Raw genomic sequence first — 21,967 nt, 5'->3', positions numbered from 1 at the left:
ATTTTTAAAGGCTATTGACGGGACTGCCACAGTCGGATTACATAAATAATCCAATGATTCTAACATATCCATGATAGCGACTAAGTTCATCACGCAATTCCCGCTAGCCGCGATTGACGGTGAGGCGGTAGCTATTCTCCAAGCAAGCACAAAGCGGCGAGCCGGCGTGAGTAGAAACTGGCCTAGGTTGATTAGCATGGTCAGTGCCTTTTGCGATATTACGGGACGGCATCTCTCCATCGAAGATATGCAATCTCAAAGCGCTGCCGAAATAAAACTATCCGGTTTCGAAGGTTTTTTACTATCAGAAACAGATATCTCAAAGCGCGTTGCTGCATCAAAGTACAGTGAAATCTTGAGGATAATGTCGCTCAGCTTTGGTTTCAAGCTCGAAAGTTCACAGGTGAGGAAGGCTAAATCGGGTTTGCGCACAGCAGAATCGATCAGTCACTACGCACTATGCGCAAAGGACCAAGATAAAAGAAAGTATTATGAAGGTTGGTTTTTAAACACCAAAGGAAAGACAAGGGTATTTATAGATCTCTCTCGTTTTTATATCCAGTTTGGAAGAAACCATGCTGAAATTCTTGTAACGCAGATAAATACGAAACTGAGCAAATATTCACATTTTTCCGGAACAGGATATACAGCATGCATTCGCGCCATTATCAAACAACTATGTCGGGAATTTAAAACACCGCTCCAATTAAAAATGCTGCATCAGCCACCAAAAGTTAACGACTTTGCGGAAAAATGTTTTAGCCACGGGTTGTTAAGAACAATAGCACTCGACAACGACATAGAGACCTACTACCAAACCTGGAAAAAAACCGCAACTATATTCGAAAAGGTTTTTTGCAATTCTTATTTTGCTGCCGAACCTGCATACGCGATTTTCGCACCACATTTCTCGACGTCAATTTATGAATCTCGTAAAAAATATGATAACACATTTACACCTATCCCGCTTCAAATCAAAGATGATGAAGCATTAGCAAAACTTCGCCAAACGTTAGTTGAAAACAAGAATGACATTATCAAAGCTTGTAGACAATCCACTTATCACGAACTTCGCAGATATTATTCGGCAAAAAAACTCGCCAAGAATGGGAAACCACTAACAAGCATTAGTGACCAGAAAATCAGACCCTACTATAACATGGCGGACCTTTGCGCCACCTGGAATTCTGCTCCTTATGAATCACAAGACATAATCTTTTCATCCAAATACGGGTCGGAAACACTACTTAAGTCAATATACACCCTTCGAGCCGACACGTTATTGCCCTTAATCTATCATCTAGCCATTCTTAACCCGCAGATAACACCAAGCTGGTTGATCGATCTAAAGCTTTATAATAAAAAAGGGCAGATGACTGGATTTACGCAGTCCGGCAAAACGTATAAAGCAAAGAGCCGAAAAAAGCGTGCAAATAAAGAGCAAATCATCACGCTAGATAAGCAATCGGTGCGCATTTTTAAGCGGATCATTATGCTTACCAAAGATGCTCGAAGTTATCTTCGAGACCAAGGATCAGATGATTGGCGCTGCTTGTTGTTCACCTCTGATAAAGGAATGACTTATCCAACCCGGATGAATGCCATCCCAAGCATTCGACAATTAACTGAGCAACATCAGTTCAGAAATGAATTACTTAAACTAGAAAAGTTACGAAAAAGCAAAAATCGCCCTATTGAAACTAAAAGCTTGACTATAAAACGAATGCGTGCAGACCAACTGGTCATTCGGTACTTAGACACTCTCAGCCGCGAGGAGTTTGCTAAAGCTGCGGGACATTCGAAGCATAGCAGCAAACTGATTTATACATATATCCCATTGCAAATTCGGCATTTCCTACTAGACCGGTGGCTAAGACAATTCCAGAACGCAATTTTATACGACATCATGAAGGACAGTCCTCATCTTCTGCAAAGCGTAGATTTCAATAGTCAGCAAGAGTTAGACGCGTTCCTTAAAAATATTAGACCAGATTATGATTTCCATATGGATGGAAATCCCGCCACCATCGAGTCAGTCAGCAGCGACATACGTAAAAGCGATAAAATCTACATAGCTCTAAACCGATCAAAGCTCTTGATATTGCTCTCGATCTACGAACTGGTTAAAGAGGCTATCACTCTTAGCAAAATCATACCTGAAGTAATACTTCAGTGGTATCGAGTTGCATGCCTGGTCGTGACTGCTAAAAGTCTAGCGAATGAAGGAAAAATGTCCGGAATTTGCTCACAGGGAGCCATTTATTTGCTTCGCTCCACAGAGCACTCATTAGAATTATCAAACCGTTTGCGAGGGCTTATATATGGCAGTCAGAGTGCATAATACACTTTCCAACCTTTCTCAGGAAGAAGCCAAAGAGCTGCTTGAGTTGCTTGAAACCGAGTCGAATTGGACTACGACCGACGACATTCGCGACAGAGTATTCTCGACCTTAACAGTAGGCTCTTCCGTTTTCGAACCATACTGGTTTTCCGATTCCACCGCCTACTCTCAAAACATTTGGTATCAGAAAATTGATGATGGGAATGGAGGGTTCTATGAGCGAACTATCGACTTCAATATTCGACTCCACGATGGGAAATATCTTACACACCGCAAGCACAGAAAGCTGCTCAGTTTCATCAAACATACGATCGCAATACAGATTCACCCTCGGTACAATGGATCAGAATTCAAGCCATCCTATGCTCACTCACAGCTAGCTATCGTGTTATACGCATTGGATTGGCTGATCCTGAACTCCGAACGTCTTCACATCTTGGAGCTGGGAATGCTGTTGATGTCTGATAACGATTTCAAATATTTTTTGACAACTGTTTCAGACCTTCCCGTGAGCGAAGGCATCTATAAACTTACGTCGAAGACTGAAAACTACATAAAAGAAAATATTGCTTCTATTGACGAAGAAGATTTTCAAAATGTCTTGCACACAATGCCTGAATTGAGCGAACTACCACCGGATGAATTAAGACAGCTCCACCTAACAGATGATGAGCTTATCCGAGGACGGTTTTTGTTTTGGAAAAGAGGGTGGTATTATCGGCAACACGGCGCCTTGACGTTCAAAACCCCGCGGTTACTTGCAGATCTTTATCAAAATACTCTACAAGGCGCTTCACAAATCCCCAGACGAATCACTGATCTGGATATGGGTATTGAATCCTATCGCACTGAATTCGAGTCGGTTGAGGTCCGTTCAGGATACAGTGAAGGCCTGTCTATAAGGAACTTAAAGTCTTATATAGGAACGCTGCGCAAGATGACGATCTTTGAGGATGAAGATTTCTATATCGACCGCAAAGCAATCTTTGCGCTTACAGTGCCAGGCGTAGTAGCGAGAGGCAGAGTCAAGCCTGAGGGTCGTTACAAGACTGTTCCGATCGATGTCATAAGCGTTGCTCTGAGAAAATGCGTTGAATTCGTAATTAATGAAACTGACAATATCCTAGACATGATGCTTCACACTCTCAAGACTTACCAAGAAACCAAAAGTAGTACTGAAGGGATATATTTAAGGTATCAGCACATCCGGCATACTTTTAAAGCTGGCGTATTGCCTGCAAGATGGTCATTGGAACGCAGCGAAGTGGAATTTTACGCCGACATGAGACGGGGCGTAAGTCTTTGCGAGCTTTATCAAATCCTTCTGGGCGCTATTGGCATATGCACCTGCGGACTAGTAGCACGCCGAAGCATAGAGCTATTGAACCTCGAATCAAAGTGGTGTCTCGTGCCGAGGGATAATCCTCAGCTAGCTAAACATCAGGCAATTCAGTACAAACTGCGATTTCACGGAGCAAAAACTGGTGCAGCGGCTAAACGCCAAGTTTTGCAGCGACCTATTCCCCGCGTACTAGCGAAGGCGATATACAAGCTAAAGACATTCAATCGGAAATTGGAAAAGCTTAACCTAGTTAATCCCTCACCAAAACTGCTGGTTGGCATTAGTCGTTTGTCGGGAAAATCCCAGTCGTTATCTAAAGCCGGATTGTACAACTACATGGCACTGGCTGCTGACTACTTCGAATTCCCCACAATCGTAGGCCCTGACAAGGTCACCCGCAGATATTATATTCGCCCTCATCAATTGCGTCGATTCTTCGCTATGTTGTTTTTCTATGCTGCGTCTCCTGAAAAGCTCTGGGCGATATGCTGGATGCTAGGTCATACAGACTTGCATAGCTTCTATCGATATGTAACTGAAGTAACTGGCGGCCGAGCAATGAATGAAGCAAAAGCCAACGTATTGCGCAAGGCCGTAGCGAATGAAGATGCACCCCAAGTTGAGCAATTAGAAAAGCTTGTAGAGAAACTTCGGGACGATTACGAGACAAAACAAGTATTCGTCAGAACATCATCTGACCTAACAGATGACTTGAAATACTTATCCGAAGAAAATTTCATTTCGCTGGAGCCTACTTTTGAAGAGTATCTTCGCGGAGAAACAGTAGAACATGACATACTGGACTACCTAAAAAGCGGTGAAATTGAATTTCAGCCCAAATTTTTTGATATAAAAAACGAGAAAGGAGAAATCATTCACCGCTTCACGCTAGTCTTAACCGTACATGAACTTGAAATATAGCCATGAAATCTACAAACTTACATTCCGCTACCAAGAAGTTTGAATTACTCATCGACATTATCAATCGACCTGGCGATTACCTTGATGCGGTTGAGTTGCGCAATGCGCTTACAACACAATCAAAATTCTCTCTATATTCCGATGTCTCACTAGACATAACTGGGTGCCATCTTAACACGTTCAAGCAAGCCACAAATGCAGTAGTTCCAGGCGGTTTTAAAGCTATGGAACATAACCGTATAAAAGCCGCTGCTGTTTTAACCGAAAAAATACCGCCAAAGGAACGCACTGACACGGTCAGATCGCTTAAGTCTAAAGTAGATGAGCTTAAACACAACATAAGATCTCTGGAAGCACACATCATGCGTCTCACATACCTTCAACGAAAAACGATGGAGAAATACAAGCGCATATCTGACCTTCCTCCCAATCAGATCAAACTAGCATTCGAAAAAGACCTTGATGAGTTGTATTCATTAATGCGTGTTCTAGATATTTCAGATTTCTGGACGACAAAATGAGCCACAGCCCTGAAACTATCGTTACTTCTCTCTCAGACGATTTTCAACTTCCCAACGTGGTATTTCCAGACGGTAGTGTCTCAATGAGAGACGCAGGCGGACTACCCATCATTAGATTTCCTGATGGAACCATCTGTTATCTAGCAAACATGTATGTTCTAGAAGAGTATGTACGAGGAAAATCAGTCACCAACAGGGGTGGTACAATTCGAGCATATGCTTCTCTGCTTAGCCATCTAATTAAATTTGCACATAATAACAATTTGTCGTTCGCGATGTTCACTGACAGTTTGTTTCAGCAATTTATCGCCTCACTCAATGTTCAAGTGGGCATTGAAGATGATAAGGGTGATGAGCACAAACGGAAAATCATCTTCAAGAGCCTTGATTTTCTGTTTTACATAGGTGAGCTGGTTGGTTTGCAGAACTATGTAGGAAAAAATGGTATTATCAGGGCTGTGCGTGCGGGCCGCAGTCCAAGCACAGAACACCCAGACCTGTTTATTTCAAATGGGTGGGAATGCGAAAACCTTCCATTATCCAAAAGTGGTGGCCACGGAGTTGCGATGGGAGATGAGGCACTCGCCGCGTTGAAGCAGGCGACGACACAATTTTCTCCCTTTCTGGCCCAGCGTAATGATTTGATGATAGACCTGATGAATGCAACTGGCCCTCGCAGGGGCGAAACGGTCCCGATCAAAGTCGTAGACATTCTTGACGCATTGACGGATGAAGAAGCGCCTAACAGCTTACGACTTCGAACGCTCAAGCATGGTCAACTTGAATTCAGAGAGGTCGCCGCCACAAGCACTATTCTTGAAAAAGCAAAAGACCATATAGACATGTCTCGACGCCGAATCATCAAACAAAAACTAGGAAAGCAAAAGCGCCATACCTCAAATGCGCCCCCCTCAAGATCAAGCTCGCAACTTGACCATGGATATCTTTTTGTATCCGAACGAACTGGCAAGCCATTATCAACGAACTACATCACAAATATTTTCATAAATCTTAGAAAAATTGCGAAATTAGAAGAAAAGGCTCATGCCCATCAACTCCGCCATCGTTTCATTCAAACGCGCAAGGTCACCCATGACCTATTAATCGACCTCGGTGCAAAGTCGACAGGGCTAACGTCCGAACACAAAGCGCACGTTATTTTGCTTAAGCTAGCCCAAGAGTCAGGCCACAAGCGCATAACTTCGCTTCGCCATTATCTCCAGCAAGTTGATGATGAAATTTCGAAGACTTCACTTTCGGAGCGAAATATTCTTCGTGAAGAAGCCCTACGCTGCCTACCTGAAGTTCTGGAGAAACTCTACACAAATTTTCAAACAATGACCGTTAGCGAGTTTCACAGTTATTTGAAGACCCTCATACTAGCAACCAAGCGCGATTTGGGCGATTACATAGCTGATTAGGACCGATATCACCATCAAACACAGAGTCTTACCGTGTACTTTCCTATCAGGCCGCTGAGCCTACGGTGTGACATGTTTTTTTGGGAACATCCACCACACGCGCCGATGTTCAACCCACAGCTATCGCTCGGTTTACGGTACAGGGTTACGTGCATTAATGATACTCGCGGAAATCCTCCGTTCCGCTGCCGCAGTTTCATTGATTAAATCCGCGTCATTGGCCAACACCGGGCCACGGTGTATCGGCCACACCATCAGACGGCCTTAGAGGTGCCAATTGGATGTTCCTTCAAAGTCTGCATGCTGCGCGTGATGATGCTGATCGGCTAACTTCAGTACTCGGTCACGAATGTGACGGCCTGATCATAGGACGCCGTGTACGCGCGCTAGACGCTGCACCAGAAGGGACGCGGGTAGGCGTCCTTGCGAAGCCCCCCTCAATGGTCTTACGGAGCGACGGGGTTTACTCAGGCACTCGATACTGATCGACCTAGATCTACGGGGCAAGGGACGACAGTTCAGCCATTCAATATCCACCTTGTCGCCCCACATTTGTTTGACCGCTCAAGGAGCGAGCACTCCGATTCTGCGCAATCTCCAATGAAGGCTGATCTTCAGAAGCCACCGGAGACTCAATCAGGACTTCCATTACTTTATCGATCTCCGACTCCCAGGTGAGTTCGATGACGACCCTCGGAGTCATCGACTCATCCGCCTGATAGGCTCTACCACTAAGGTTAATCGAGCTTTGAGATCGGTGAGCCCTCCTCGCGCATCACCCGCTCTGCGATAAAAAGGCACACACAGCTCCATCCCACGCCCCTGAGGGTTGCTTCTCCAAGCCTGTCAAGATCCCAAGCAGTGGCTGTTTATGCGGTTGGTCGCTCGTTGCATTCGACGCCCGCCAGGTAGCTCCTGGACGGTTCGGCTGACCATCCCGCTGATTGATGCGGGAACGCAAAACACTGATCTAGGGGACGCCTCGCCCCTTCTTCATCCTTTACCACGTCTAGTCGAATCGGAACAGTCTCCAATCTCCCCTGCGATTGAATTACGCAGGAAAGTCCTGTGCTAGCTGAGTAAAGCTGCTAATTACACGCCGACGTGAAGGTGAGGCGCTTCCTTCCCTAGGATGGAGTGCCCTGAGCGTCAGGGCGCTTCCAATAGCTCCAGCATCAAATCGCGTAGCTAAAACGTCCTACGCCATCATTTCGGCGTGCTTTCTCCCAGATCTCAGGGGGCAACATAGGACTACGTGTACAAATACATCAATTCGATGGATCTGCGCCCCGTCAGCGCTGGAAGATGCATAAAGCTTGCATCGCCTTTGATTGATCTCCAAGCCCTTGTGATTCGCAGATGATCTTCAGATGTCAATTTCCGTTTTTGCTTTTTCATATTCCACCCGTACGTTGGTTATCCTGCGTTTGCCACCGCCCCAGCTACCGCGCTATGGGTGCTCGATATCATCGTTGGGATCGTCCTCCTCCATAAGACTGAGGCAACGGTTTATATATACGGTCCAGTTGTGTCGGACCTTTGATCACCGGTGTAGGCTTCCAATTTTTGCGAAGCGCTTCTAGGATTTTTCTGCGCTAAATCTCAGATAGCTCCGTCTTGTGGTAGTTATAACTCACCTGCACAGCTCAGAATTAAGAAATCTGCCGCTTGGATTGTTGGACTCCATCCGATCAGCAGACAAAGACTAAGGACTAGCTCAGGAGTCAGTTCCGCGCAAGGGCGACTTAGCAAAATAAATGTTATTGACATCAATTCAACAAATTCAATATTAATTAACACCTAATAAAATCTTGTCATGCAATCACAATCCTATGTTTTATAATGGTTTTTATTCTGTACATATTTACGCTATTTGCAATTTCTCTAAATCGACTATGATTACCCTCTAGATATTTCTTTCTATTTTTTTCAACCGGCAAGCTATCGCCCTCACGTTGGCTTTCTTTGTTTCTTTTGAAATTCGCCTAGCATAGATTTTTCACCTGGCGTAATACGTACATGATCGATCAAATCTATTGGCATGTTTTTACATTCCGCAACTATGGTGATTGCAGAGCGGCACTTTCGACTACCTAGCTCCTGATCAGCTTTAGGATCTGAATTGCGAACTGCTGCGCGAGCGACTCCAGTAATTAGCATCTTTTTCTATTTCTACCGACGAGGCGAGAGTATTGAAATGAAACAAATGCGGATCAGCGACTTTTTAGCCTGCTCATTTCAAGATATCACAGAAACCAATAGACAGAACCATCTCTGGCCGTACCGGCTGACTTTGGGCAACTACACAGATTCCGACTATGACTATGCTCCGGCATTTTTTTGCCTTCGTATGGCCATTCGCGAAAAAGCCATATGGGCCGACCTCGGCGAATGGTCCAGCAGCAATGTACTCTATGATTTGGGCGTGTACCTTTCCGAGCCTCAGTTATCCCCTCTTCCTTCCAATGCTCTCGGCACCGCTGGATTTGAGTACTGCTTGCTGCTGCCCCGTAAAGGAGCGATGCGGCTTGGCGCGGCTTACCACCCTACCTGGGGCGATTATGATTCGGACAATCAAGAGGAGTCCCCTAACGAGGACAATGACTCAGGAAAGTTGTACGTAGCGCAACGTGATCCACCCACGGCTCCGGAAGCATCTACTACGCCTGGTGGGTGGTTCTTGCCGTGTAAAGCAAGCCGCAGTGCGCTTCGTGCATTCGATGAAGATGCCCAGTTCCCTGAACCGTCAATGATGCCTGGCCTGCCACTCGATAAAAAAGCGCTGAAAGGCATTGGCGTCGTTGTGCGAACCCATACGGAAGCAGATTGGATCTGCCGTGATCTCCTCACGATGGTCGATAGAGATTTGATCAAACGCAATGAAGCGGACCTCGATCATTTTGCGTTTGTTCTGCCGTTGGACCAAATCCCATCAAATTTCGACGTGAATGACTCAGTTGCATTCACATCGCTGGTCTCAAAGCACCGCGTCGACTTGGCTGCGTTGGCAGACGTAAATGATGAAATTGCCGTGGACATGACCGCATCTTTCAATGCCCTTGTACAGACCGTCCAAGATCGTCATCCGCCTCGCGCGACCGGTACAAGGGGGGGAACCTCTTGGCTATGGCTGCTCGACAATCACCATCCCCTCACAAGGGCACTGATGAAGACCTATCGGGTGCGCATACCTCAAGCAGGGTTCTACCTGTTTCGCAACATGTTTACCGGCGTTCGGGATTTGGAGCAGAAGGAAGAAATGATTACCGAGCTGGCGGCACTCGTTAAGCAGACCTTCCAGATCGAGGCATCATATTTCACCTCCGCCGATTTCGTAGACATTGAAGGCCCCGACGTGTATTTCGATGTCGATCTGAGGAGTACCAGAATGTGCTTCAACTTCACAACAGGCGATGCGACTGGCGACGATTATGAGGATGAAGATGATTTCGAATAGTCACCAATTTCTAGGTATCAGACTCGGTCGGCCGAAACTGCTTGGCTGCCCCAGACGTAGCGCCCAATATCAATGGCCACGACCCCACCAACGTGGTGGAGTCAGCCATGCAGTGCATTTGGCTACAGCGATAAGCTTCGTTGAAACTCTGGCGTTCGTTGAAGCTGCCATTCGATTTGGCGGCGTGCGGTGGAAATGATGTCGGTGAACAGGAGATGGTTGACGTTCGGCTCTTTATCTTTGGTTGGGAAATCGTCCACCTTCCCGCCGATGACCAGAACGTTGATCGACTTCGCGGTGTATTCACCCAAGTGATGCCGATATCTCGTGGCTTGTTGGTAGTCATTGTACTTGAGCCCATGCGATGGTCGCTTGAACTCAATGAGCAGCAGATCCCCAGTCAGGCTTTCATTCAGGAGCAGATCCGGCCTGTTTGAGGGTTCGCGACCTTCGTACTGCTTTTTCAGCAACTGCTCGACCTGGCGCTTGAGCGTGATGTTGGAGCTGAAAATGGTAAAAGCCGCTCCGAATATCCAGAGATTAAACTCAATGGCCTTGTGGACGGTGATCTCTAGGCATGACTTGTCGCGAATCAACTGCTCAAGATCATCCAAGTATTGAAGCCGTGCTTTTGCTTGATCGACCAGTACGGCCATATCAGCGAGACCGAATCTCTCCAGCGCTTCTGCGAGGTTGCTAACGTCACCACGCTGCGCCTCTGCCAAATGTTCCATGATCAGTCGATATTCGCTGCGCTCTACCGCTTCTAGGACGACGTAGGCAAGGGCTTGGACTTTGTGAGCGGGCTCATCGTAATACTTTTTCAGCACCTTCTTGATCGCCCGATCCGCGAACTCTCGCTTGTGTTCAGGTAGTTTTTGCAGCCTCCCCTCCACAGCCTTTTTCAACCTGGCGTGGGCGAGTCGCATCTCCATCCCGTGCGTTGCACGGAAAGCTTCCAGGAGGTGTTGCTGGACGAACGCGATGATCTCAGTGTACGACTCGCTGTTCTCAATCACTGAGTCCCAACCAGCAGTGACGTATTCCATGATCCCGTCCGCTTCTACGTCACCGTAGAGCTTCTTTAGCAAACGAGCTGGCACTTCATCGCTTTGTTCCAGCCCGAAATATCCAGGCTTACCGACGGCCTTGCCATCCACTATCAAGCTGAGCCCTGGCCGCCGCAATCCGCTCCTTTTGTTGCTGATAGTGAATCGGAGCACCACTTTTCCAGCATTGGGCAGCGTTGTGGGGATCTCGGTGAAATCTCCCTCCAGATCATCAATGTCTAGCTCTTTACCGTTGATGACGATGGTGAAGTCCCGCTGCCGACCGTACTCCATGATTAGCTCTTGACGGAGTCTATCTGCACTCGGATACCGAAGCCCTTGCCGCAGGTGCATGAGTGTCACCGATGTACCGTGGTCATCCGACGCACAAGTACCGATACTTAACGGCAGTTCCAGGTGCTCAATGCCCGAGGCAGTCTTGAGATCTTCGACGTCTAGAGAGAAGGAAATTTGCTCTCCGCGGACCTTCGTGGTGACGGCCATCGTCGAGGCGCACATCAGGCCAGCAAATTTGCCGATGCCCTTCTTACCTTTGATAACCCGGCGCTTCTTGGCCGTACGCTCGCCTGTCCTCGCTCGTCGATCTGATGCAATCTTGAGGTAGTGAAACTCAAGCTCTTGGCGCGTCATACCGTTTCCGTTGTCCTGAACGACTATTGGTGCATCGGTCAGAGGCTCGGGCAAGGTCACTTGAACGAGTTCGGCATCAGCATCCCAAGCGTTATCGATCAGCTCCTTAAGGGCTTTCTCGGTGGTTGAGTAATCTTGGCCAAGCAAGGTCGCCAGTCTGGGATCGACCTGAAATTTCGCGTGTTGCATCGCCACTTCCATCTGGAGATTATTGATTTTGGGGCTCGATTCAGCGCATGAAGGGCATGGGCTGATGATGGCCAAATAGAGGCCATGGGCGATGCATGGTAACGATTAGACCGGCGTCGAACCAGACAGCGTAAATCGTTGTATCTCTCGCCAGCTAACACGCAAGCCGACACTTAGGGCACTCATTCTGGTCATGCTCCGAGAAAATCAATGCCACGCGTAGGTTCGAACATGTTCGGAGATTTCACCCAAATCGCTAGGTCTGGTCACGTCCGCGCCTGTGGCACGAAATTACCGTTGAAAAGCCTAGCCCCAGCAGTGTGCAAGCGCGTGCGATGACGCTATTCTTTAGCGATCACCGTGCGACTTTCATTCTTCGTGAGACCCAGCGCTGATCGGTGTGCTAGCACAGAATGGAAACAGATTGTTTGAAAAAGCGAAGGAAATCTAACGGTATTCGAGAAAGAAATTCTCATAAACGCGCCATGGCTAGCCTGAGTCGACCATCGTACCGCCCTGATCTCTACGCGACCCCAGCCATCCTCGGGCGACACACCGTGGTAATCCCAGAAGAACTGAACCTCTTTCCGACTGAGGGGCGAGACCGTCTTTACGTCATCTTAAGGCAGCTAGCTTCAGTTCCCGCACGATCCAAGTTGACTCTAGATTTCCGAAATCTAAAGACCATAAAGATCGCTGCAATCGTAGTCCTCTATGCTCATCTGGAAATAATGCTGGAGAGCAGAGTTGTCTCGAAATTGCTTTGGATTAAGCCTTCTGATGAACGCATCAACGCAAGTTTATCAGAGCTAGGAGTTTGGGCTTTATTTGGAGAAGACTTCAAACCTCAAGAGAGCACTATTCGAATTTGCTCTATTTCGTACGAACAGAATCAGAGTGACAAAAAACAGCCCCTCCGTGACGCCATTACGTATGCGAAAAACTCTATTGCTCAATTTCAGGCCACAGAGATTTTAGAAGAAGCAGGTGACGCAGCTTTCGGGGCCATCTCAGAATCATTCACTAACGTTTGGCAACATGCGTATGCTGAAGATCTCCAGCCCCACTACCGCACACTTAGCGGGGCCGTAACTTTAAAGAAATGGTGGATTGCATTAAGGCACATCGATGGGCAGTTATTTATGGCTGTATATGATGTAGGTGTGGGCATACCTGCAAGCACTCGACGTAAAGGTTGGTATAGCGCGGTAAAACAAGATCTCGTTAGCTTTTTAACAGGGAAAAGCCCGGACAATCAGGACATCAATACCGCATTGGAGTACGGAAACTCTCGCTACAAGGTGCAAGGCCGTGGCAACGGCCTTCCAACAATGAAAAAACTTGTTGAAATCAATCCTGACGGCGCATTGAGGATTATGTCCGGTAAAGGCATGTACAGGTTTGGCTCTAGAAATAACACGGAAGAATGGTCTGATTTAGCAGCCAGCTTCCCAGGAACATTGGTGCAGTGGAATATTGCTCTGAGCAACGGCGGTGAAACAGATGAAGCCTGAATGTACACTAATGGTAGCTGATTACACAGACATGCCAATAGGTCGAAACGAACTCGACGGCCCTAAAAATGGTGCAGATTTCCGTGACAACTATCTGATTCCGGCGCTTGAGGAATACACAATAGTTAATGTTGATTTCAATGGAACTCTTGGGACTACCCCCTCATTTCTTGAAGAAGTGTTTGGCGGAATAATTCGTAAACGTTACTTGAATGCAGCCGACCTTGCGGTACGCGTGCCGATTATCTATAAATTTGAAAGTGTCAAAAATAACGTAAAAAAATACATCCTAGAAGCCGAAAACCATCTGTTAAGGGACTAATTTTAGAATATGGATTTTCTTGCACTCATCGTCAGCGTGACGGCTATAATTACGGCCATCATGTCAACGACATCTGCTAGTGTGAGGAATGAGGCCCATCATCAGACTACGCTGATGCAGGATTATCTCAAAGAAATCTCTGAAGCTACTCATTCCTATTTTTTGGATATTTCATCATCTTCCTCTGTGGAGGAACAAACCGTCAAGTCTGCATTGAATAAAAAGAATATGACCTACGAGTTGATGTGCAGCATGCGTTGCGACTTGTTAGAGTCGGCCATGCTATTGCTTGTACGACGATGCGCCAGGATGTGGTTTTTTGATGCTGATGTGGAATCTTTCAGAGCTGATTTCGTGAGTCTACTTGGCAAATTACGAGATGCCTTGTCTGACGGAGCATATTCAGAAATTGGAGATACCAAATCCATGATTTTAATTGATGGCTACATTACAAAGCTTCATGTTCGTCTAAATGAATATATCGGTGAAAGATTTCGGCCAATCTTCGAGCCTCGAAGCTGATAAGCGCCATCTACTTAGAGCTTGTTGAGATCAACCTCAAGACCAGCGCCTTTCAGCTCCTTGGCGAGCGAATAGCGCCAGGCTCCAAAATTGTCTAGCTCAATGTAAACGACCCCGTAGTAGTCCGAAGGAAGCTCCACTCCTTTTTCGTAGAGAACGCATACCCGCCTGCGGCCTATTTTTCCCATGAAATATCCGAGTTCAAGGACCACGTTCTGCCTGGCTCGATCAACCAGCGCGTTGTCTGTTGAATTCTTCTTTCCGCCTATGTCGTCAGCTGTCATGAGCACTACGGCGAAATGGACGTTGGCATATCGCTCCAGCTTCTCGATCACAGTGTCGCTGCCACTAGCTTGCTCATGGAGAATGATCACTTCCAAGCCGAGCCTCTCAAGCAATCGAGCTGACATCTCTCGGATGGCTTCATCGTGGCCGTGAGCCAGGAATACCGTACTTGGGCTTCGACTGATCTGGGATTGCTTACCCGCTCCAAGGTCATCGCGGATAACGTTTTTCAGTACTTCGATTTCCATGATCGGTGATTGACGTGTCACCTTGTCACCGATTTTTACGAACATTTTGAGCACGCGACCAGATAGCGGCGACGGGAGTTCTATGGAAGCCTTATCACACTCGATGGTGACGTACGTGTCGCCTTGCATGAGAAAGTCCCCAGCAATCACTGGAGTCTCGATCACAACGAGATCACCGAGCCCCGGGTCTGATTCTGAGGAGCAAGCGGCTTCCAAATCGGGAAACAACAATATTTGAGTTTGACTCTCCACCGTTAGTGCTCCTGATTCGTAGCTGGACTAACTGTGCATGAACTCAATGCCATTCATAATGGCTGGACACAATCCACAACTGTGTCGTGCCAACTGAATCTGGCCAAGGGTCCATTCTTGGGGCACGCCGGAAGCGCGCAAGGCCGCGCCGCATTGTCCTGGAGTGGATTTACGCTCGTGAGAGCTTGCTCCAGTCAATCACATGTCCCGCCGCCTCTAGCTCACGTCCAAGAGACAGCTTCCAGCCGCCGCCTTCGTCCATCTGCTCCCAAACTACACCTGCAAAATCACTAGGGATTTCCAGCGCGCCTCGCTTGAGAGCGCAAACCCTGTTTCGTCCGAGCCTGCCAATGAAATATCCCAACTCCAGAAGCACATTTTGTCGAGCCCTAGGCTCCAGCTCACCGCCTTTCACTCTGCCTTCGTCGTCTGGGGTCAAGAGCACGACGGCAAAGCTTACGTCTCCATGGGCCTCAACCTTCTCAATGACCGTTCGCCCCTGATTCGCTTGCTCGTGCAGGATAATGGCCTCAAAGCCAATTCGCTCAAGAAAGCGCGCGAGCGTCTCCCGGGCTCCGGTTTCGTGACCATGGACGATGAATATTTTGTTAGACATGGGTGATTTCAGTTTCGGCTCAACGTTTCCATTGGATTCTACGTACAGCTTGTAGTCCCGAATGAAGGGGATCAAAAGCTGCTTGGTTAGCTCTCGAACACCCGCAATTACTTTGCTGCCAGCGTAGAAGAAGTGATACCCGAAATCGGTTGCAAACCCCGGGTCTGCTGCAAGCTTATCGATCAAAAGCAACGTCAGGCCCAGCGTCTCTCTATGATCATCGGGCCAAAGAAGCGCCGCGCTACCAACCATGCTCCCCGTCGTACTCTCGCTGGCTTCTAAAAACGCGTCCAAATCGACGCCCTGCACAAGGGAGGTATTGATGGCCTCCAGATCGGGGCTGTTCAGGAGAGCCGAAATCTTTTTCAGAGGCCGTTCAAAGGTTTGGAGATTCGCGCCTTGTAGGTCGAGCAGCGCATTATTCAGTTGCTTGAACAGATCGGCCTGCATTACTCACCCGCTTCCAGTCTCGCGGCCGAAGCACGTTCCAGGATTTCAGAGCGGTAGCGCTCTTTCATTTCGACTGCAAGCGGCTCAATGATCGGATTGGAGGCGTAACGGCCAATGCGCTCATCAATTACTGCCTCGACCTGCTGGACTGCTTCCTCGATGCTCGCAGGATCGGTGGGGTCGAAATTTACCGTGCACAAATCGCCATCGAGAGCTTTCAGCACTGCTTCTGCCTCTTTGAGCTGCCGCTGAAGCTGGTCGAGTCCTTTAAGCATAGTCATCACTCCTTCGGGTAATCTCAGAACAATATCACTATTTTTCTGACAGTTGGATCCCAAGAGCAGCAGGGTCGCGCACGACGGAACGGCCCCGTGCGATTTCAAGCCGCATCTCTGACGCACTGGTCCCCCTAACCTCGGTACCCATAGTCGTCTGGTGATTGATCGCTGACTTTCCGGGGGGATTTCCTCCGGCTCCCGATCTGATTTAGCTGCCCCTAACGAACCCATGCAATAGCCTTACTTGCTTACGGCACTACCCTGGTCCATTTCCGTGAAGCGGGTATTTCGCAACCGCCACGCGAACGGTGCCAGCGGATGTACTGCCAGGATGCGTCATTTGACTCGTGATCGCGTGAGTTCAGCTAGTCACCAATCTGGTGTCGGTCTTCACCCCTTCAATTCGTTAGACGCTACGTGAGCTGGATGATGGGTGGTGACTTCGTGGCTGAGCATCAACTTGGCATCATCTCTAACTGCCCTTGAGGCGATTCATTCACTCCGTTGCGTCATAACGAATCTATGACGTTCACAATCTCCTCGTTTCTCGCAACGGCTGAAAGCATCGCCGCCCTCTCAATCAACAGTACCCCTGTGAGGACGAGCATTGATAGGACAAAAAGCGACGGTACTTGACCTAGAGCGGTAGCCGAAAGACTGGGAAAGAGATCCAGCAATACCGACGTGTGTTCCTTAGGATTCAAAGAAGTTAATCCGTACACAGCCAATGCACCAGAGGCAAGCACAATGAAGTCGTTCCGGTGCTTTAGCTTTGCGTTTATGGTCTTCAAAGCCGCCTTACGCACTCCCAATTCCTTCCTTGTAATCTCTTTATTATCGATAGCAGCCTGCAAAAGGCCTGCTCCAAATTTGATTCGAAGGATCTCGACCTCTACAAGCTCATCCGAATATTTGCTGCTGCGGGCGATACGGTTGAACAGCCCTCGAAATGTCAAAATAACCCGCTTGTTGACGCTCTCGCTGCCCTTCTGGAATTTACGTTCAAAATCCTTCATGTACCCGCTGTTCATACACATTCCTTACTGAGCTTGATCGGTATTGCCACCAGCACGCACGCCAGCGAAATGAAAAGCTGTAACTGACTGGAGCCTCTGCTGAGAGAGCTACAACCAGCAACCTGAGCATGCAGGGCTGAGGTCGGTGAGATGACGGGCCGCTGCTGGAGTCAGTGATTTCGTGCGTAGCATACGCTTCAATCGCAAAAGAGTACATTTGTACTCCTGACAATCTATTTGCGTCACCGTGCAATTTGAGCGGATGCTGTGCACGCGGCCATACTCCCAAAACACCATCCCCAGTAGATTGGAGCGATCAATAGATCTTGTGCTGTCTTGTGCCTTTGAATCCAGCAGGTTAGCTGTGCAAAATGCAAACCTTGATCACATGCCTCTGTTCGGAAAACGTCAGCAATCTCTACCCTCCTACACAGTCAACTCTCTCAGTCGCAGGGAGAGCTGCGTTGAGAGCAGAGCCAGGTTACCCATGTCGTACTGGAGAAACCTCAAGTGTCTCAGATCAAAAGGGATATCAGCCGGGTCGCTGGTCAGGATGACCACTTCCTTGCCCCAAGCATGAGCGAGCCCTAGCTCATAGAAAACATTGGCATTCTTGCCAGAGCAGTCAAAAATCACGACCGCTGACCGATCAATGAGATTGGCCACATCATCGATCACCGCGGGGGTGTCCCAGATATTGTCGGCTCGTGTACACGCGAGCTGATTCGCGACACAAGCGGTCTGAATCGCATGAAAAACAGGATTGTATGCGGGAGCGAAAGGCATCATCACGGACACCAGATTTCGCTCGATTTGAGGATGAATCGGCATTCTCAAAACGTTCGGCGAACGGGTGGGTGGCTGCACTTCCGTGTACAAAACCCGGAAAAGATCCACGTCCTTAACTGCCCAGTGAATTCTGTTCATCTCGGTCAATCCCCTTCCACTGGTTGAAATATGGAGGTGACGTGCGAGCCTGATTATTTCCGCTAGGGCGATTGGAGGCACGCCTCGTTCGAACACCACGTCAAAATCGATGTCACGCCCTCGCCTTCGTGGATTTAGAATCCTTCCGACTCGTGCGAATTGAGGTTCTACTCCTTGTTGCTCAGGGGCGAAAAGCGTTGGCAACCTGCTCAGTGCTTCGAGGTCTAGCCCATCATTGACCGTAAATGCCCGCTGGATGTCTGTATCTGGATGTTCGAAGACACGAGACTCGGAGATTGATTCGAGCCCCTCCTCGTAACCGACGTATTGCATGATTAGGTTGTACATCCGAATAATCCCGCCTTCATGTCCTATGCCGTATCAGCGCTACGACAGCGGCTGCTCGTGCTCAGTAGCATTGTAGTTGTTGGGTTGCCCCTAAACGTGATGTCTCGACCTTCGATAAAACGATGATCTGCTGATGCTCGAAAGCTTGGTTCTGCTTCCCCAATTCGCAGAGTTCATAGCATGGCTTATTTTGTCGAGTTCCTCTCAACCAGCTAGCTGCTCAGGCCGGAGACATCCTGGAGTCGCGTCCATTTGCGCATGCAACAGTTGGCTGACCACTTCGCGAAGATCGCCAGCGGGAAATTACTGTTCCCTCCCTTGCTTGTTAGCCGATGGATACCAGCATAGGATTCACAATCCGCACGAGCCTCTGGAGCCGCGGGCACCAAGGCACCGTATCCTCATGCGGATCGAGGCTCGCTCAGATCGACCATCACCAAATCAGCTTGCAGAACCCTCAGCTTCCTTTCATCTTCGCTGGCCAGAATTATGGTTTTTGATGATCAGTGAATGCCCGCTAGCTCCAATCGAGGCAGAGCTGATGCGGCAGATCAGGAAGATGTCCATCAAAAGGATCACGATGAAAAATACCACCGTCCGTTTTGCACCTTGGGTTGGCAGCCAATACTCGGAGGGTTGGGACGGCCTAAGGATTTTGCTCATGGGAGAATCTCACTACGCCGAGAACCATCATGAACGCCCCACGGTTACGCCTGAGATTGTGAAAGCCCTAGCCCTGGGCGAGCGGCATCCACTCGCCACAAAGCGTCTTCGTCAACACCCGCATTTCACCAAGATCATGAGAGCTGTGACCAGCTCCAGGCGCCCAGCCACTCGTGCTGAAAAGGCTGACTTCTGGGGACGTGTGGCCTACTACAATTTCATCCAGGAATTCATACCTACCAAGAGGCGCGCGCCCCCCAAGGAAGCGTGGCTTCGTGGTAAAGCTCCGCTCTGTGACGTGTTAGACGTGCTAAGGCCGGACTTGATCGTATGTCTGAGCCAGCGGAATGGTGACTTAGTTTGTTCGCTCGCCGGGGATGTTCCAGTAGCGGTGGTGCACCATCCCTCCTCGCACTTCAAATACTCAACCGTCATCCCAAAGATCGCTCAGAAGAGAGCGATTGCTATGGCAACAAAGACCCATGGGGCGTCATTTTCTCGCTGTGAGGTGTTTGATCGTTGGAGCCAAGCCTCCGCTGCTGCCTTTCCCACGCCGGGCTCTAATCTCTCGGAAGACGACGCCGCGTTGCTTGAGATGCAACGGCGGCGTGCAATGGCAGAGTTAGATGAGGCGCTCGTATCGATCTAATTCGGTGAGGTCTATTCGGAATCTAAGATCATTAAACCTGTTAGGTTTCGCACCACTCTCAAAGACTCTGCATAGCTCGAAGCGAAACCCTGATCGACGACATAGAAATCTCCGAACCTACGGCACGTTGATTCAACTTGCCAGTGTGGATGGTGATATTTTTTGTGTTCAGGATTCGCCGGTGCGATGAACAAAGGCCTGTCACAGAGATGAGCGATCAGCTCTCGCAGACGATCCATGTTGGGGTCGTAGCTCATTCGCGATCCATGATGGGGTAGGACGAAAACCGTCGTCAGCCCCATTTCGCAGTGAAAATGAGTTAAGAAATCTTTCAATTTTGTCGGAGTAGAAAAATCTGCATCCCCAGTGGTAATCCAGCCCACTTCACGGCTAGGGGCGTCTTTTAGCTTGTGCTCGCTTAGCGCTCGACGACCGAAGTGAATTAGACGGGAAAATCGCTCACGCCGCGTGCCAACGCTGCGCTGTGCGGGTCCAGAATAAATGCACATTGAAGCGTCGTTATAGTCCTTTAGAGAGTCACTAAGCAGATATAGTTGGCTCAGCACGTTCTTGCAGCTCAAACCATTCGGTTTCGACTGAATATCTCGAACGAGTTTCTGCACAGCCTTAAGGCGGGGATCCGCCTTGCTCGGTTTTGCTCCCAAGATTTTTCTCACCTGGGCTGCATCTCCAGGCTTGATTTTGGCGGAAAGCTGAGTTTCTAAATCCGTTGCGAACGAAGCCCAATCCGCTGAAGACATCGGCTTTGCTGTGCGATCTACTATGGCCTTCAAGCTTGCGAACAATGGAAGGGACCAAATGGTCTGTACCTCGGCAGGAAACTTCCATTCACGAGAATAGAAACGGACTAACCAGTCGATATTCTTGAAAGTAAGGGATTGCGCGCATGGGAAAATCTGTCCACCCACGCCTCTGGCCTTCATCACAGCGTCGTAGGCGTCTTTAGTCAGATGCGCAGCTAGGTTCTCGTCAGCAGCGTCGCCTCGTCTCTGATCATCACTTGTTGTGGGATCCGGAGATCCAACAAGCACGACAGGCCCAAAATCTCCACCGTAAAGGCGACCACCAAGCTGGACGAGCCGAGAGAGTTCGTAGCTATTCGTTTCTTCAACACTGAACCGCAACGTCATCCACAGCAGATAGTGTTGAGCTTCGACGTGAGGCAAGAACACAGATTTGAATCTGACGCCCGCTTCATGCAGTTCTTCAATCCCGTTGATATGATCATCGTCAAAATGGCTAATCGCAAGAATGTCATGCTGGCTAGGTGGTCCTGCAAATGCGTTGATCAGAACTCCGCGATGCTCCGCGTCAGATCCTCCACAATCGACCACCATGCTTAGCCGACTCTTCGCTGAGGTATGCACAACAGTCGAATGAAAACCGCCCTGACCGATTGGATATTGACTTCTGTCTACTTGAAAAAACGCCACTCTTCTTTCCTATGTTAATGGTGGCACGCCCTCTGTCCCTGAGAATGACTGATAGTGGCATGCTTAAGGGTTTGAGATCATAGCGCGCCCCGCTCCTCCTAGCTCTCCTCACATGGTGATCTACGTTCTTACTGATTGATCGTGCGCTGGTCATAGGCCAGTTGCTGCTCAGCCGTGATGCACTCAGTCTTCCGTCATTCCCTCCCAAATTGTAGTTGTAACGCAACACTTTCCATCTGCCAGAACTTCACGGATGTACTTGCTCCTATTTCATAGCGGTGGCCTTCTGAGCATCTCTACAATTGGCTATGCCCTCCCGCTGCCAATCGAGCAGGAGCCGATCGATGTCGAAGGCAGCTTCAGCTTGAGAACGTCAGGTTCGATGAATCTTCTTGTGTTCTGAATAGTCGGCCCACTGACGTGTGAAAACTCAACGTCACACACTCCAAACGGTCATCAACTGGTGATGCACTGGCTCCAACGGCCTAGATGTCAGGCGTATGAGTTTGCCAGCAGCTCATACACGCTTTT

Annotated in this window: 16 protein-coding genes; 9 read left to right on the top strand and 7 right to left on the bottom strand. The window is 48.6% G+C overall.

Annotated elements, in window-relative coordinates; all coding sequences use genetic code 11:
- The first annotated feature begins 196 nt into the window (after positions 1-196).
- The 5 genes from ACIQAL_RS03810 (at position 197) to ACIQAL_RS03790 (ending at position 10,003) form a co-directional block, all read left to right on the top strand.
- On the top strand, positions 197-2,341 hold the full coding sequence (locus tag ACIQAL_RS03810; RefSeq protein WP_401142603.1) for a hypothetical protein: 2,145 nt from the start codon (positions 197-199) through the stop codon (positions 2,339-2,341).
- Positions 2,334-4,604 (top strand): hypothetical protein, encoded by a 2,271-nt coding sequence (locus tag ACIQAL_RS03805; protein ID WP_401142600.1) that lies wholly within the window; start codon positions 2,334-2,336, stop codon positions 4,602-4,604. The genes ACIQAL_RS03810 and ACIQAL_RS03805 overlap by 8 nt, the downstream gene beginning before the upstream one ends.
- 2 nt (positions 4,605-4,606) lie before the next feature.
- Positions 4,607-5,125 carry a hypothetical protein gene (locus ACIQAL_RS03800; protein WP_401142598.1) on the top strand — a complete coding sequence of 173 codons (519 nt, stop codon included), beginning with the start codon at positions 4,607-4,609 and terminating at the stop codon, positions 5,123-5,125.
- Entirely contained in the window at positions 5,122-6,546 is a 1,425-nt protein-coding gene (locus tag ACIQAL_RS03795; protein WP_401142595.1) for a tyrosine-type recombinase/integrase, read from the top strand. Before ACIQAL_RS03800 ends, ACIQAL_RS03795 begins: the two co-directional genes overlap by 4 nt.
- 2,197 nt (positions 6,547-8,743) lie before the next feature.
- Complete coding sequence (locus ACIQAL_RS03790) at positions 8,744-10,003, top strand: DUF4427 domain-containing protein (protein ID WP_401142592.1); 1,260 nt, start codon at positions 8,744-8,746, stop codon at positions 10,001-10,003.
- Between the two features lie 122 nt (positions 10,004-10,125).
- Here the strand turns inward: ACIQAL_RS03790 and ACIQAL_RS03785 are convergent, their stop codons facing one another.
- Positions 10,126-11,892, bottom strand: coding sequence for an ATP-binding protein (locus ACIQAL_RS03785; RefSeq protein WP_401142590.1), 1,767 nt, complete (start codon positions 11,890-11,892; stop codon positions 10,126-10,128).
- A 656-nt stretch (positions 11,893-12,548) separates the two neighbouring features.
- Between ACIQAL_RS03785 and ACIQAL_RS03780 the strand changes: the two genes are divergently transcribed.
- Genes ACIQAL_RS03780 through ACIQAL_RS03770 form a run of 3 tightly spaced genes read left to right on the top strand, consistent with a single transcriptional unit; the run spans position 12,549 to position 14,250 of the window.
- Positions 12,549-13,406: a hypothetical protein gene (locus ACIQAL_RS03780; RefSeq protein WP_401142588.1), complete on the top strand. Its 858-nt coding sequence runs from the start codon at positions 12,549-12,551 to the stop codon at positions 13,404-13,406.
- Positions 13,396-13,728, top strand: coding sequence for an STAS-like domain-containing protein (locus ACIQAL_RS03775; protein WP_400595723.1), 333 nt, complete (start codon positions 13,396-13,398; stop codon positions 13,726-13,728). The genes ACIQAL_RS03780 and ACIQAL_RS03775 overlap by 11 nt, the downstream gene beginning before the upstream one ends.
- 9 nt (positions 13,729-13,737) lie before the next feature.
- Positions 13,738-14,250 carry a hypothetical protein gene (locus ACIQAL_RS03770; protein ID WP_401142585.1) on the top strand — a complete coding sequence of 171 codons (513 nt, stop codon included), beginning with the start codon at positions 13,738-13,740 and terminating at the stop codon, positions 14,248-14,250.
- Between the two features lie 14 nt (positions 14,251-14,264).
- On the opposite strand, the gene ACIQAL_RS03765 is transcribed toward ACIQAL_RS03770, so the two are convergent.
- From ACIQAL_RS03765 to ACIQAL_RS03745, 5 genes are all read right to left on the bottom strand, one after another.
- A complete protein-coding gene (locus tag ACIQAL_RS03765; protein WP_401142582.1) occupies positions 14,265-15,035 on the bottom strand; it encodes a TIR domain-containing protein in 771 nt (256 codons plus the stop codon).
- Between the two features lie 169 nt (positions 15,036-15,204).
- A complete protein-coding gene (locus ACIQAL_RS03760; protein WP_401142580.1) occupies positions 15,205-16,101 on the bottom strand; it encodes a TIR domain-containing protein in 897 nt (298 codons plus the stop codon).
- On the bottom strand, positions 16,101-16,376 hold the full coding sequence (locus tag ACIQAL_RS03755; protein WP_401142578.1) for a hypothetical protein: 276 nt from the start codon (positions 16,374-16,376) through the stop codon (positions 16,101-16,103). The genes ACIQAL_RS03760 and ACIQAL_RS03755 overlap by 1 nt, the downstream gene beginning before the upstream one ends.
- Before the next feature lie 512 nt (positions 16,377-16,888).
- A complete protein-coding gene (locus ACIQAL_RS03750; protein WP_401142576.1) occupies positions 16,889-17,410 on the bottom strand; it encodes a hypothetical protein in 522 nt (173 codons plus the stop codon).
- Between the two features lie 411 nt (positions 17,411-17,821).
- Positions 17,822-18,670 (bottom strand): hypothetical protein, encoded by an 849-nt coding sequence (locus ACIQAL_RS03745; protein WP_401142573.1) that lies wholly within the window; start codon positions 18,668-18,670, stop codon positions 17,822-17,824.
- A 403-nt stretch (positions 18,671-19,073) separates the two neighbouring features.
- Between ACIQAL_RS03745 and ACIQAL_RS03740 the strand changes: the two genes are divergently transcribed.
- Positions 19,074-19,982, top strand: coding sequence for a hypothetical protein (locus tag ACIQAL_RS03740; RefSeq protein ID WP_401142571.1), 909 nt, complete (start codon positions 19,074-19,076; stop codon positions 19,980-19,982).
- An 11-nt stretch (positions 19,983-19,993) separates the two neighbouring features.
- On the opposite strand, the gene ACIQAL_RS03735 is transcribed toward ACIQAL_RS03740, so the two are convergent.
- Positions 19,994-21,436: a hypothetical protein gene (locus ACIQAL_RS03735; RefSeq protein WP_401142569.1), complete on the bottom strand. Its 1,443-nt coding sequence runs from the start codon at positions 21,434-21,436 to the stop codon at positions 19,994-19,996.
- Positions 21,437-21,967: the final 531 nt, after the last annotated feature.

The sequence above is a fragment of the Pseudomonas sp. NPDC088368 genome (assembly GCF_044753445.1).
Taxonomy (GTDB): Bacteria; Pseudomonadota; Gammaproteobacteria; order Pseudomonadales; family Pseudomonadaceae; genus Aquipseudomonas; species Aquipseudomonas bambusae.
This window is presented reverse-complemented; position numbering and strand designations above follow the sequence as displayed.